The organism is Aliivibrio sp. 1S128, assembly GCF_001691065.1.
GTDB lineage: Bacteria > Pseudomonadota > Gammaproteobacteria > Enterobacterales > Vibrionaceae > Aliivibrio.
Genome location: NZ_MAJV01000110.1, coordinates 29,506 through 42,780 on the forward strand (window position 1 = coordinate 29,506; position 13,275 = coordinate 42,780).

A 13,275-nucleotide genomic window follows, 5' to 3' on the forward strand; every position below is an offset into this window, starting at 1 on the left:
CCGTCAAAAGCGGACATTAACACCCACAGAATTTGTTAATTTAGAACTCGGTGCTAACCCATTATTTAAGGCGGCATCGATATTTTGTCTATCTGATACTTGTTGAACTTCATTATCTATCATGAGTTCACCAAGAGTAATTCCATCTAAGAAGCTACTAATACGAGAACTTAAATCACGCCACAAGGTATGCGTTAAACAACGCGTTCCACCTTGGCAGCCTTCTTTCCCATGACATTTAGTTGCATCAACCGATTCATCAACCGCTGAAATAACCATTCCAACTGCGATTTCATCTGGTTTTAATCCTAAGTGATAACCACCACCTGGACCTCTAACACTAGCAACCAAACCGGCTTTACGTAATTTAGAGAATAATTGTTCAAGATAAGATAATGAAATCCCTTGTCGCTCCGAGATATCGGCAAGTGGCACAGGGCCTTCTTGAGCATGCAGTGCAACATCTAGCATTGCTGTTACAGCATACCTTCCCTTCGAAGTTAATTTCATAAGTTACCTCATATCCACACTATTCGTATGGAATGAAGTTTCCCATACCTGACTATTTTGGTCAAGTATTTATCCCACTATTTTAGTCAAGTATTATTACTTGCTTATATTTTCGTCTTTCATGCTTCTTTCTACTGCGGTTAATATACCGCGTAAAGTGCGTAATTCATGTGTTTCAGGACGGCATCGATTAAACATACGACGCATCTTATTCATCACTTGTCCAGGATGAGCCTTATTTATAAAGTCTGTGTCTGTCATGACTTTTTCAAGGTGTTCATAGAATAATTCTAATTCGAAGTTTAAAGGATATTCAGATTCTGTTGTTTCACCTTTATAAGCTTCGCTATCTAACCAAGCAACGCGTGCTTCATAACTGATTGTTTGTACCGCCATTGCTAAATTTAATGAGCTGTACTCTGGGTTAGCAGGAATGCATACATGAAAATGACATTTCTGTAATTCTTCATTTGTTAATCCTACTCTTTCTCGGCCAAAAATGAATGCGATTGGATGAGACGGTGCTTCTTCTATTGCTTTTACACCTGCTTCACGCGGTTCTAGCATTGGCCATTCAAGTGTTCTTGAGCGTGCACTTGAACCAATAACCAAACCACAATCAGAAATGGCTTCATCTAAAGTATCAACAATGCGAGCACGATTCGCAATATCACTTGCACCAGCAGCTAATGCGATGGCTTGACCATCTACTTCACACTCAGGCGCAACTAATACCATATTAGTTAAACCCATTACTTTCATTGCACGAGCAGCTGACCCAATGTTTCCTGAATGGCTAGTACCAACAAGGACAATACGAATTCTATCTAACATGTTATTTTTCCATATGATGAAAAGAGCCGCCGGATACTACCATAAAGCAATACCCCTTTCTTCTTTATATATAAGAGATTTTAACCTGCTATGGTTTTTTTTGTAATGAACGACACTAACTGAACAAAAAATAAACGCTTCCTTTTAAGCGTTACTTTATGTATACTCGCGGCCGATTTCTGTTCTTTAACATCTTTTGGGATATAACTATGCATCCAATGCTAAATATTGCTATACGTACTGCGCGTAAAGCCGGTGACTTTGTTGCTAAATCTTTTGAGCAAACTGACAAAATTGAAACAACAAAAAAAGGCAATAACGAGTTTATTACGAACATCGAAAACGATGCTCAATATATGCTTATTGATATGATCAAGAAATCTTACCCTGATCACAGCATCATTTCTGAAGAGTCTGGCCTAATCGAAGGCAGAGACGCTGACGTTCAATGGATCATTGACCCATTAGATGGCACTACTAACTTCGTTAAAGGTATCCCACACTTCGCTATCTCTATTGCAGTTCGCATTAAAGGTCGTACAGAAGTTGCTTGTGTATACGATCCAATCCGTAATGAATTATTCACAGCTCAACGTGGTTCTGGTGCTCAACGCAACAACCAACGTGTTCGTGTTCAAGAATTAAAAGACATGAACGAAACAATTCTTGCGACTGGTCTTCCATACCGTCAAAAACAACACGCAGAAAGCTACTCAAAAGTGCTAGGCGCGATGTTTGTTGAATGTGCTGATATCCGTAGCTCTGGCTGTCCTTCTCTAGATTTATGTTACCTAGCTGCAGCTCGCATCGATGGCTTCTTCGCTCTTGGCCTTAAGCCTTGGGAAATGGCAGCAGCAGACCTAATCGCTCGTGAATCTGGCGTTATCTGTACTGACTTCTCTGGCAACACTGACTACATGAAAACTGGCGGCCTAGTAGCTGGTAGCCCACGTATCGTTAAGTCTATGCTTAAGAAAATCCGTGAAAACGGCAGCGAAGCAATGACTAAATAATCTTAATTGATTATCAAGATTTGAATTAAAAATCTTTGTTAAAAAAAGGGAAGTGAGTTTATCTCACTTCCCTTTTTTATTGTCTTTAATCCGATGTTCTATAATACCAATGTAACTAATTAGGTGATCTATTTATTACGCAGAAAAATCACTTAAGAGTAAGGCAAAAATTCTTTTAAGTAGTTATTCTACAATACTAATTTTTAACGCAACTATTGAGTTATTTAACCAATAATAATGATCAGATAATTAATGGAATTGGTATGACTCAATATCCCAACCAAACTCTGCCATTAATCTCCGCCATGTTTCATCAACGCCTGCTTTTATCTCTATATTTTCATTAGTAATAGGGTGAGTAAAACTCAGCCCTGATGCATGTAACAACAAGCGATGGCTGTCCAAATTCTCTTTAAATAATCTATTGTGCTTCCCATCGCCATGAGTCGTATCACCAACAATTGGGTGACGCAAATGTGCCATGTGACGACGGAGCTGATGCTTTCTACCAGTCTGAGGTTTTAGTTCCATAAGACAATAACGACTGGTTGGAAATTTACCCGTTGAATAAGGTAACTCAACTTTAGCGAGTGGCGTGTATTCGGTTATCGCTTCTTTTGCCTCAACCTCTTTTGATGCCTTTTTATCCGCTATTTTATCTAACTGCTCTTTAAGCGGATAATCAAGAGTATCGCTCTCTTCTATCCAGCCACGAACAATAGCGTGGTACGTTTTTTTAATTTCTCTACCTGAAAACAATGGTGAAAATTGAGCAGCAACTTCACTTGATAATGCAAAAAACAAAATGCCTGATGTCGGTTTATCTAAGCGATGTAGCGGGAATACGTGTTGGCCAATTTGATTTCGTAATGTTTGCATCGCAAATACGGTTTCATATTTATCAAGCCATGAACGGTGAACAAGCATTCCTGCCGGTTTATTAATCGCAATTAAATTCTCATCACGGTACACAATCTCTAGCTCAATGGGTTCTGGTTGTATATCGTTTTCGACAGGTTGCTCTTCTTCTAGGATATGTTTATCTATGTTCACAAAATATTACTCAATTTATCAATGGCCTGACAAAGGCTAATAATCTCAGCTTCGCCCTTTTGATTTTTCAGTGTTTCTTCAACATAAGGGGTAATTGAAAATCCTTTTGGCAATGAGTGTCCATTCTCAATTAAGATGAACATCTTGGGAATAAAAATCCATTGCAACCATTCTGTTGACGATAAAGTATCAAGGGCGAAAGGCTCTACACTTGCCAATGCAGCATCCGATGGTGAACTCTCTTGCCAATGTTCATGGTGTTGTAATTGTTCCGTTAACTGCTGCAATAACACAACTAACGATGATGAAGTTGTCATAACCGATTGATCTCGCACTCTCTGATACTTTTAATGACAAAGGATACCATCTTATCAATGGTTGGGTATAATCATGATATTAACCATTGAATAAGACATATCATGGAACAGATTTATACGCTTAGCCAACTTATCCAACAATCAAATTGTGAATACGCTATTTATGATTTAGGTCGTCGCGTGCAACCTATTTCCAATAAACAATTTGAATCGATTGAAGCTGCTCAGCAACCTTATCCTTTTCCACTTCAACGCCATGCTCATTTAGCCATTGCTTATTGGAATGAAGCTAAACAACCTTGGATTTGGTTTTTAAAACTACCTTTGGATGAGCGTGGTTTATTACAACAAGGCGATATTGGTAATTTTATTAAGTATGTAGTTGAAGCTATTGGTGTGTCATTAAGTGGCGATTTAAACGAAGAACAACAACAAAAACTGGCTAACAATCCTTACACCTTTAAGCCAAAAGACGACAAAATGGCCATGTTTCATAGCTTACTACGCTCTGATTTAAAACAATCAATGAGCCAATACTACGAACATGCTCAAACATACCTTTCTGGTAAAAATGGGTGGGATAATTGGCAATTTGTTGGGGTTCAGGGCTTAGCGGATGTTTGTGCCAATTTAAGTAAAGAAAATAATGGTGTCGCATTACGTAAAGCACTATCGCATTTACCAACGACTGTTTTATATGCCACTCTGGGTTGTTTAGAACATGTAGAACTGCCAGAAAAACTAGCACAAACGCAGTTAGATATTGTAAATGATCTTTGTGGTGATGATAATGCTGACCTATTTTTGTTGTCTGCGCATATCCGTGCACTTTCTGGATCTCAACATTCTATTTTAACTCAAGCATTAACGAGTATTCTATCTAGTGAACGGTTGAGCCACCCTGAAGTCTTAGTGGCGATTGCTGGTCGTTGCTGGCTTGGGTTAGAAGACCTTACGACTGCGAATTTATTCTTACTGCGTCTAGCTCAGACGGGTGATCAACAACTCTTCAACCAACTGTTTTCAGATTTAGTTATGCAACCTAAATTACGTATGTGTATGTTACAGATCTTGCATGGAGAAGCAGATCCTAAACTAGCAGACGCCTTATTAACGTTACAACAAACTACCAAGAGCTAATGATATGGATAATCTTTTTGCAATACTTGGCTTAACCTTTTTCTGTTTTCTTTTTTGGCAACAAAGAAGACAATCAGAATACGCACATCAAGCTATCCAACAGTACTGTAAAAAAATGGAATTGCAGCTATTAAGTGTTGCAAGAGGATCTTATGGTTTTCGCTTACCAAGTGGTAAGAAACGTTTATACACAACGTATGAATTTGAATTTTCTTCTATTGGTGATGACTACTATACGGGTAAATTAATCATGGTAGGCTTTAAAGCAGCAAAGTTTAATTTACCACCGTATCGTATGGCTCAAGAATATTAGTCTAGGTAGGTATTTGATTGAAGATAAGTACTTCATAGAAAATAAAGAAAAACCCCACTAAGCTTTCGCCTAATGGGGTCATAACTCTACTCGCAGCAGTCCCGCTACTTAGGGTGCTCCGTGCATCAAATCCTTGATAGTATGCTGAATCCGTCAGCGTATTCCTTTCATCGCTATCCTAGCGGTGTCCATGATCTAATCCTGATCCGTTAACAATCCGTCGCTAACTCACTTCACTTGTTCCTTGAGCTGTGTCCTTTACATCATCCTGATGTCTAATCCTTCCTCTATCCTAGAGGTGTCCATTATCTTTCCTTAGTAGTAACCATCCTAGCTACTATTGAATCCATTCAATGTCCGGTTTTGCTTTCCATGCCGATTACTCATCCTAAGTAACCGAGTGCCTCATCCTGAAGCGTACCAAATCCTTGGTCAATTCCTGTTCCGTGTCAGTATCCTTCCGACACCAATAAGATTACGCTTTTTACTTTTAGGAACAATCCCCTAATTATCATTTTCCTACCTAAATAAGATACGTCTCGTAATTAAATAAAACAAAAGACATTAAAAACAATAAATTAAGATGCATAGCATTGATTATCACTATAAAGAAAACGACATATCTCAACGGTTTTGTAAGATATCTCTTACAAGAACTCTCGGTTATTTCTAATGTAATTTCTGCCTAAACTCAAATTATGTCAATCAAACTGAAGTAATGTATATCTATGGTGCATTGAGCCAGTATTAGATATCATGGCTTCAGATGAAATATAGGAAGTCATGATGAAAAATGTAACTGATGAACTGCAAAAAATAATGCAAGATTTAATCAATGAAGGGAAAAAACCAACAACAGCCCTAGTTAAATCTCGCTTAAGCACTCAAGTTCCTATGCCTGCGATTATTACTGCAATTAAATCATTTCAAGCCAGTGCTCACGTACCTAAAATTGAAGTACGTGAAAGTGCATTAACTGCCGATGAACGTATTATTCAGCTTGAACAACAAGTAAGAGAATTAACCCAGCGTTTAAACGCTTTGGAGAATAAATAATGCAAATTTGGGTAGATGCAGATGCATGTCCAAAAGTCGTAAAAGAAGTACTTTGCCGCGCTGCTACACGTACTGGCATCCAACTGACTTTTGTTGCAAACCACTACATTCCAGTACCAATAGCGTTCAATATTAAATCAATACAGGTTGAATCTGGTTTTGATGTTGCAGATGACGAAATAGTAAGACGTTCTGAAGCGGGAGATCTTGTTATCAGTGGTGATATTCCACTGGCTGCAGAATTGATCGAAAAAAAGGTACAAGTTCTGAACCCTCGCGGTGAGCTTTATACTGAAGCTACGATAAAAGCACGTTTAAATATCCGTGACTTTATGGATACAATGCGAGCAAGCGGCATCCAAACGGGAGGCCCTGCCGCACTATCTCAGACTGACCGACGTGAATTTGCTAATCAACTGGATCGTATCCTTGCTAAATTCAAAAAATAAAAACAAATAAAAATGGGAGCTCATTGTGAGCTCCCATTTTTTATTTATCTGTATATGACCGAGTATTAGTCTTTAAAATCCCAAGACAAATTACTAACTAATCGACACTCATCACACTTAAAATCAAACACTTCATGAATTGGCTCTTCTAACGCCCAATCTCCATCGCACACTGGGCATTTACGTGCTAATTCTTTTTCTTTACTTTCACCGCCGACACGATAAAGGTATAGATACGTTGAAATACCACTCAATACTTCCATACGGCGGCACAAATCCCAACCACGTTTAAATAAACGACTCTCACTTGAACTCACTTCATGCAATGCAGGATGTTCAACCACAGACCCATTCATTTGCAATTGATCACACGCACTCCAATCTTCTTGCCATTTAATGAATTGTTTTTGATCACCATTAGCAACAGCAGGTAAACGATAAAGAGGAATAGGTTGAAACGTCTCACCGTGACGAATTGGAGAGCAAGTATGCAAATGGGTAGTGTACAGAATTTGCCAGCTTACCTTTTCACTCTCATCACTTCGGTCAGAATTCATGTCCTGGCCAACCACTTTGACTTTCGGTTCTAATAATCCGAAATCACTTAATTGTTTAAACGCCAATTTCACTTGTGGACTGTGATTATCAGGATGAAGTGAATCTTCTTCAGGGCAAACCACACGTGCAACAAAATTAGTTCCCTTCATTACCACTGGTAATTCACGACCAATCACTTGTCCGTTATAACGTAAACAATCCAAACAATAATTGATCGCTTTCTCTACTGCGGCCATTGAAGTATCGCAGTAAATTTCAAAATCTAACTCAGTTACAAACATTAACGCTTATTTCCTACTACAACGTATAAAATGAAAATTCCGATAAGCATACCTTTATCGGAATTGATTTAATCATGATCTTTCTAGGGCATATTAACCGATCGTTTAAGCAACAACCGGTTCAAGTTTTTCTAAAAATTCAGTCATATTCTCAGCCAATACTTTTCGTTTCTTTGTACCAACCGTATCTAAAATAACTTCGCCTGATTGATTACAAATAGAAATCACTTCCATCTCATCGTCCGTTACGGCAATAAATAACGTTGGCACTAACTTTAATCTACGCTGCATAACAAGATGACCAAGCATATTGCCTTGTAAATTATCTAAATCTTCATCACTCCAAACTTGAAGTAACTCTATATTCATATCCTCAAATTTAGCGGCCATATCTGCACTAAATTGAGCTCCATAAAACGCATGAAAATCATCATGAAGATCTAATTCAATGCCTTTTTCGATGTTAACTAATCGAATGTTCTCTTCACGAGCAATAGGTTGCCATAAGATCTCTAAATCACGCGTTTCATCAATACAAGGTGAAGCTAATCCCACTAACTCTTCATTTATCGGAAGGCTATTATGTTTGGCTTTCCATGCTTCTACATAGCGTTGACTAAAGTTAGCAAGCGCTTGCTCTACCGAAAGTGGCATTCGATTCTCCTAATAAGACAAAAATTCAAGTAAACTACCGTTAATTGTATCAAATAACGCTAATTTATTAAGCGACCTCTATTCTAATCTACTTTTGGCATTTTCAATATGACTAAATACACTAACGCTGATGAGCTAAAATCACTGACTCTTGGTCAGAAAACCGAATATAAACATAGCTATGAGCCAGAATTATTACAGGCCGTTCCTCGCAGTTTAAATCGTGATGATCTTAAATTAGGTGACGAATTACCTTTTGTAGGTTGTGATGTATGGACACTGTATGAGCTATCTTGGTTAAACCAAAGTGGTTTACCTCAAGTAGCCGTTGGGGACGTAGTATTACCTGCAACAAGTCCTAATTTGGTTGAATCTAAATCCTTTAAATTGTATTTAAACAGCTTTAACCAAACTAAATTCTCTTCATGGGATGAAGTAACTCGTACATTAATTAAAGACTTAAGTGCGTGTGCAGGTGAAGAAGTAAAAGTAGAAATACACCCAGTGCAAGCATACTCACAACAACCAATCGTCGATATGCAAGGTGAGTGTATAGATAATCAAGATATTATTATTGATAGCTATGAATTTGACGCTAACTATTTAGAATCAAGTACATCAGAAGAAATGGTCAACGAAGTTCTACATAGCCATTTATTAAAATCAAACTGTCTTATTACAAACCAACCAGATTGGGGCAGTGTTGAAATAAATTATGACGGTAAGAAAATTGATCGTGAAAAACTACTTCGCTACTTAATTTCATTCCGTCAACACAATGAGTTTCATGAACAATGTGTTGAACGTATCTATACTGATATTATGAAATTCTGTAAACCAACGTCATTAACGGTATTTGCTCGTTACACGCGCCGTGGCGGACTTGATATCAATCCATTCCGTAGTTCACATTTAGCCAAACCAGAACATAACCTACGTTTGGCTCGACAATAAGAATTTAGGCACCAAAAGCCTTTAAAATAGTGAGTTTTGTCTACTTTGAATCGTATTCCTAGTAGACAAATTTCACCACATAGATAGTATGTAATGGTTGTTTTTTAGTGGATCATTTACATGTCTTTGCGTCAATGCCTTCTTATTATCTTTATTTTCTTCCCTCTATCAGCGTGGGCTAAATTTTTCTCTGCGCCTATTTTAAATGACGCCTACCAATTACTGGATACAAATCCAGAACAAGCCCATTCAATTGCCCAGCAATATTTAGAACAACGACAAATATCTCCAGAACAAGATCCAAACCGAATTCATATCAATAATGATTCGGAACGAACTATCCGCACTCCAATTAGTACCGTTGAAGCGTTTCAAATTAAAGCCTTAGCAAATAAGCGCCTTGATCGTAATCGTGAATCTATTGAATCTATTAAACAAGCAATCGCTCTAGCAAAAGACTTTGACTTAAAGTCTGGTTACTTAGAATCAAAACTTATCTATTCAAGCTTATGGTGGAATTTAACTCAAAATATCAACGAAACGAATGCCATTTTAAAAGACATCTCTGTTGAATTAAATAAGTTAGATACAAAAATAAAATTAAACCAAAAACTCTATTTTGGCTTAGCCTTAATTCATGCTGAAGTGGAATCATTTCAAGGCAATAACAGTCAAGCACAACAATATTATAAGCAAGCCATGTTTCATGGAAGCGCACTTAATGACCCTAGTAGTATGATTTATTATCATATTTCTTACGGTAAGTATTTTTTAAAAAACAAACAATTTGATCAAGCATTAACTGAGTTATTAAGTGCTTACTGGCAGTCGATTGAAGCGGACAGAAGTGGTCAGTTAGCAACAACTAACTATTTACTTGGGCAGTTATTTTTCCAAAGACAAGTGTTAGATAAAGCATTAGAACATGCCTCGCAATCTGCCGAGTTCTATGGCCGATACAATAACAGCGAGCAACTCTCTAACGTCCTAATTTTAATTGCTCAAATACACTTAAAACAGGGGCGATTTAACTTAGCCTTAGTACAGTACTTCAATGCTCTTGACCAAGAAAAAGAAAAAAATAACGTAGATAAATTAATCTCATTACGTTTAGATATCGCGAATACCTATTTCTTACTTTACAACTATGCGTTAAGTGAACATTACCTTAAACAAGCAAATAACCTTAATGAATACGTAAATTTGCCAGAACAAAAAGCGTGCGCTTCCCTTTTACAGGCGAAACTTTATCTCGTAAATAATAAAACAGATCTTGCCGTTCAACAGATACAGCAAGCAATCAAATACAGTAAGAAAGATAATGACTTACGTTTAAAGTTACAGTCACAAAAATTGTTATCTGAAACCTATGAGAAAATGGGTAAATATGAACTCGCATTAAAAGCCCAAAGAGAATACGAAACCTTAAATTCATCAGTTCAAGCCGTACAAAATGAAATTAATGAGGGTGTTTTCAGGCAGCAAAAGAGTATTATCGAGCAATCCCTACACTACCAAGGATTAGAGGAACAATTAAAAGAAAACCACTTACAAACTCGAAAAATACAAAAAATAGCCGGATTTTTATTGGTTCTTTTAACCTTGATTTCTATTTATGCCTTTAGACAACAGCAGGTAAATCGTTTTTTAAAGAAACGTCTGCATCTACTATTGAACAAATATTACACCCACCCAAGAAGTGGCTTACGTAACTTCCGTTTATTAACAGAAAGACTGCCTTCATCATTACAACAAAGTAGCTCAAATATAGAGCAATGGCATTTAGGCGAGTTAATTAACGAACCCTTAAGTGACCGCCTTCGTTTTACTCTCTTTCATGTGCCGGTATTACAAGAATTGTATTTCACTCACGGTTATCAAGAAGGGTTATCGATTGAAAAAGAATTTGGCGATTACCTATCTACCGTAGTTACATTGCCATGTCGAATTTATCATTTTTCTGACTCTAGTTTTTTATATATTGAGCATAAATCAGATTCAACATCCAACGCTCAAGAAATGGCTGAAACCGTTCAATCTTGGATAAACAATTTTGAATCAAAAACAATGCCTAATAGAACCGTCAATATAGGTATGGTGGAGTATCCATTTTTACCACGTGCTTATACCGCCATTAATGACCGTGAATTGATCGATATTCTATTAATGGCAACGAATACGGCTTGCGATATTAGCGCTGAACATTCTGGCAGCCAATGGGTCCATTATCGAGCGATTGATAATGCCCCTGCTGCCAGTTTTGCTAGCAATAATATTATTTCTGCATGTAAGCAAGCGATTAATCAGGGCCTAATTAAAGTCATGACGTCTAAGCACTAATTTTAGGATTTGGATTATGCATCACAAATTTAACAATTATCATTAGTGAATGATTATCAATTAAACAAAATAGGGTACTTTTTTTAGTCTGTTAATTATAAATTTGTTACTATAAATAATTGGTCTTATCAATGTTTTTATAACGTATGAATTACTCTCTAAATTATTATGATTGAAGTCTCCATCGTTGCCTCTGAATTAAGTCAGTTAAAGCAACAACTAGATCAAACACGCTTATCGCATCGTGATACCACATTAAAATCACGTCGTGAAATACTACTTTTAAAACGTATTATTTTACGCTTTTGCGCTGCGTGTAAGCATCATGATGGAGAACTAGATAAAGAAATAGTAGAGCTTGCTAACAGTATAGAAAACGTTGAGAACACCTCAGAATTAACCGTACAGATAGCTACGTTTGAACGTTTAATTAATCGTTATAAAATAAACGTTCAAAAAGAACATTCTGTTATGGAGGAGCATATTTCTTATTGTGGTGAAACCCTTCAACGCGTTGTCGGTTTACCCGCAGGTCTAAAAAGAGATCTTCGAACTCTTTTACAATATCCTTCTCAAGATGGCAGTAAACATATTCAACGTATTGTTCGATTAGTTGAATTGTATGAAAGAGCGATCAAATTCATCTCTGTCGGTAAAATTTCATCTGAAATAAACACTAATGAAATTATTGATATTGATACTCAAAAACAATTAAGTAATGAATTACAACATCTCATTTCTGAACTAGATTTTGATAATTCTTCCGGTAATAAATTACTCGGTATTCGTAATAAATTAGTGAGGGGAGTAGATGCCGTTTCATTAATTGACTTAGCTCTGCAGACCTTACAATTAGTGTTAGAAGGGACGAATAACGAACGTAAAGCCTCTCAAGCTTTTGTTGGAGAGATGAACACTCAAGTCGCTCAAATAATTAAGACTAGTGAACAGAATCAAAACCAAGGCCAATCTTATTTAGAGCAGCGCTCTTTACTTAATGAAGAGTATTCACTTCTTATTAAACAAGCTGAGAATACGCTAGAAAGTAAAGGCAGCGAACACGAATACAAAGCTAAAATGACGATGTTGCTAGGTGAAATGAGTGACCTAGCTGAACGCAATAAAATAATGCACGAACGCGAGGCAGCATTAATCACTCGTCATGAATATACAACAAAAAAACTCAATAATTTATACGATGAAACATTAGAATATCGCCGACAACTTAGCGACCAACAACAGCGAGTATTTAAAGATCCACTAACCAAAGTGTATAACCGTGCAGCAATGCATGAACGTCTAGATCTTGAATACAAACGTTGGGTTCGCCATCAACACTCACTTGTTCTCACTATGATAGACATTGATCAATTTAAACGCATTAATGAACGTTTCGGGCATTTAGCGGGAGATAAAGCCCTATCTATCATTGCAAAAACAATTGAAAACAACGTGTCCGACACAGATTTTGTCGCTCGTTTCAGTGGTGAAGAATTCTTAATTCTATTTACAGAAACAGATAAAGAGCAGATAAATAACACCCTGAAAGCAATTCAATTGGCGATTTCAAAACTTCCGTTCAAGTTCAAAGATGATCATGTTCAAGTTACCGTTTCTATTTGCTGTTCAGAATTTACCAATAGCGATATCCCAGAGAAAGTAATTAAACGTTCAATTGATGCCCTCTATAAACAAAAATCAAAAGGGATCAGACAGTTTATTAACCTATAATTCATTATTGCTACACTGTAAATATATGCCTATAAATAAGTATGCATTTCTCAATTCCTTTGTTTTTTCCTC

The 13,275-nt window shown here is 36.9% G+C and carries 14 protein-coding genes; 8 read left to right on the forward strand and 6 right to left on the reverse strand.

Annotation, left to right across the window (positions count from 1 at the left end; genetic code table 11):
* Positions 1-3: 3 nt before the first annotated feature.
* Positions 4-510: a Fe-S cluster assembly transcriptional regulator IscR gene (gene iscR, locus A6E03_RS15465; RefSeq protein WP_065592630.1), complete on the reverse strand. Its 507-nt coding sequence runs from the start codon at positions 508-510 to the stop codon at positions 4-6.
* A 96-nt stretch (positions 511-606) separates the two neighbouring features.
* On the reverse strand, positions 607-1,344 hold the full coding sequence (trmJ, locus tag A6E03_RS15470; RefSeq protein WP_065592629.1) for a tRNA (cytosine(32)/uridine(32)-2'-O)-methyltransferase TrmJ: 738 nt from the start codon (positions 1,342-1,344) through the stop codon (positions 607-609).
* 209 nt (positions 1,345-1,553) lie between these two features.
* Here trmJ and suhB point away from each other — a divergent pair, with 209 nt between their 5' ends.
* A complete protein-coding gene (gene suhB, locus A6E03_RS15475; protein ID WP_065592628.1) occupies positions 1,554-2,357 on the forward strand; it encodes an inositol-1-monophosphatase in 804 nt (267 codons plus the stop codon).
* A 249-nt stretch (positions 2,358-2,606) separates the two neighbouring features.
* On the opposite strand, the gene truC is transcribed toward suhB, so the two are convergent.
* Both truC and A6E03_RS15485 read right to left on the reverse strand, forming a co-directional pair.
* On the reverse strand, positions 2,607-3,392 hold the full coding sequence (gene truC, locus A6E03_RS15480; RefSeq protein WP_176703496.1) for a tRNA pseudouridine(65) synthase TruC: 786 nt from the start codon (positions 3,390-3,392) through the stop codon (positions 2,607-2,609).
* Between the two features lie 14 nt (positions 3,393-3,406).
* The gene (locus A6E03_RS15485; protein ID WP_065592661.1) at positions 3,407-3,727 is read right to left on the reverse strand and encodes a YqcC family protein; all 321 of its coding nucleotides are present in this window, start codon (positions 3,725-3,727) and stop codon (positions 3,407-3,409) included.
* Positions 3,728-3,829: 102 nt separating this feature from the next.
* Here A6E03_RS15485 and A6E03_RS15490 point away from each other — a divergent pair, with 102 nt between their 5' ends.
* The 4 genes from A6E03_RS15490 (at position 3,830) to A6E03_RS15505 (ending at position 6,685) form a co-directional block, all read left to right on the forward strand.
* On the forward strand, positions 3,830-4,867 hold the full coding sequence (locus A6E03_RS15490) for a DUF3549 family protein (protein WP_065592626.1): 1,038 nt from the start codon (positions 3,830-3,832) through the stop codon (positions 4,865-4,867).
* A 4-nt stretch (positions 4,868-4,871) separates the two neighbouring features.
* Entirely contained in the window at positions 4,872-5,180 is a 309-nt protein-coding gene (locus A6E03_RS15495) for a DUF3301 domain-containing protein (protein ID WP_065592625.1), read from the forward strand.
* A gap of 786 nt (positions 5,181-5,966) precedes the next feature.
* Positions 5,967-6,236: a hypothetical protein gene (locus A6E03_RS15500; RefSeq protein WP_065601211.1), complete on the forward strand. Its 270-nt coding sequence runs from the start codon at positions 5,967-5,969 to the stop codon at positions 6,234-6,236.
* On the forward strand, positions 6,236-6,685 hold the full coding sequence (locus tag A6E03_RS15505; RefSeq protein WP_065592623.1) for a YaiI/YqxD family protein: 450 nt from the start codon (positions 6,236-6,238) through the stop codon (positions 6,683-6,685). Before A6E03_RS15500 ends, A6E03_RS15505 begins: the two co-directional genes overlap by 1 nt.
* A gap of 65 nt (positions 6,686-6,750) precedes the next feature.
* Here A6E03_RS15505 and A6E03_RS15510 read toward each other — a convergent pair whose 3' ends face one another.
* Both A6E03_RS15510 and syd read right to left on the reverse strand, forming a co-directional pair.
* Positions 6,751-7,524, reverse strand: a complete 774-nt coding sequence (locus A6E03_RS15510) for a Zn-ribbon-containing protein (RefSeq protein WP_065592622.1) — start codon at positions 7,522-7,524, stop codon at positions 6,751-6,753.
* Positions 7,525-7,629: 105 nt separating this feature from the next.
* Positions 7,630-8,178 (reverse strand): SecY-interacting protein, encoded by a 549-nt coding sequence (syd, locus tag A6E03_RS15515; protein ID WP_065601212.1) that lies wholly within the window; start codon positions 8,176-8,178, stop codon positions 7,630-7,632.
* Positions 8,179-8,286: 108 nt separating this feature from the next.
* On the opposite strand from syd, the gene queF reads away from it, so the two are divergent.
* The 3 genes from queF to A6E03_RS15530 all read left to right on the forward strand — a co-directional run bounded on the left by queF (position 8,287) and on the right by A6E03_RS15530 (position 13,203).
* A complete protein-coding gene (gene queF / locus A6E03_RS15520) occupies positions 8,287-9,132 on the forward strand; it encodes an NADPH-dependent 7-cyano-7-deazaguanine reductase QueF (RefSeq protein WP_065592620.1) in 846 nt (281 codons plus the stop codon).
* A 120-nt stretch (positions 9,133-9,252) separates the two neighbouring features.
* Positions 9,253-11,472, forward strand: a complete 2,220-nt coding sequence (locus tag A6E03_RS15525) for a lipopolysaccharide assembly protein LapB (protein WP_065601213.1) — start codon at positions 9,253-9,255, stop codon at positions 11,470-11,472.
* A gap of 168 nt (positions 11,473-11,640) precedes the next feature.
* A complete protein-coding gene (locus A6E03_RS15530) occupies positions 11,641-13,203 on the forward strand; it encodes a GGDEF domain-containing protein (protein ID WP_065601214.1) in 1,563 nt (520 codons plus the stop codon).
* Positions 13,204-13,275 lie beyond the last annotated feature (72 nt).

Excerpts from the sequence above, each read along its gene's own strand:
- A6E03_RS15530 (WP_065601214.1), top strand. The coding sequence starts at position 11,641 with ATGATTGAAGTCTCCATCGTTGCCTCTGAATTAAGTCAGTTAAAGCAA.
- A6E03_RS15505 (WP_065592623.1), top strand. The coding sequence starts at position 6,236 with ATGCAAATTTGGGTAGATGCAGATGCATGTCCAAAAGTCGTAAAAGAA.
- suhB (WP_065592628.1), top strand. The coding sequence starts at position 1,554 with ATGCATCCAATGCTAAATATTGCTATACGTACTGCGCGTAAAGCCGGT.
- queF (WP_065592620.1), top strand. The coding sequence starts at position 8,287 with ATGACTAAATACACTAACGCTGATGAGCTAAAATCACTGACTCTTGGT.
- trmJ (WP_065592629.1), bottom strand. The coding sequence starts at position 1,344 with ATGTTAGATAGAATTCGTATTGTCCTTGTTGGTACTAGCCATTCAGGA.
- A6E03_RS15485 (WP_065592661.1), bottom strand. The coding sequence starts at position 3,727 with ATGACAACTTCATCATCGTTAGTTGTGTTATTGCAGCAGTTAACGGAA.
- A6E03_RS15490 (WP_065592626.1), top strand. The coding sequence starts at position 3,830 with ATGGAACAGATTTATACGCTTAGCCAACTTATCCAACAATCAAATTGT.
- A6E03_RS15495 (WP_065592625.1), top strand. The coding sequence starts at position 4,872 with ATGGATAATCTTTTTGCAATACTTGGCTTAACCTTTTTCTGTTTTCTT.
- iscR (WP_065592630.1), bottom strand. The coding sequence starts at position 510 with ATGAAATTAACTTCGAAGGGAAGGTATGCTGTAACAGCAATGCTAGAT.
- A6E03_RS15500 (WP_065601211.1), top strand. The coding sequence starts at position 5,967 with ATGAAAAATGTAACTGATGAACTGCAAAAAATAATGCAAGATTTAATC.
- syd (WP_065601212.1), bottom strand. The coding sequence starts at position 8,178 with ATGCCACTTTCGGTAGAGCAAGCGCTTGCTAACTTTAGTCAACGCTAT.
- A6E03_RS15525 (WP_065601213.1), top strand. The coding sequence starts at position 9,253 with ATGTCTTTGCGTCAATGCCTTCTTATTATCTTTATTTTCTTCCCTCTA.
- A6E03_RS15510 (WP_065592622.1), bottom strand. The coding sequence starts at position 7,524 with ATGTTTGTAACTGAGTTAGATTTTGAAATTTACTGCGATACTTCAATG.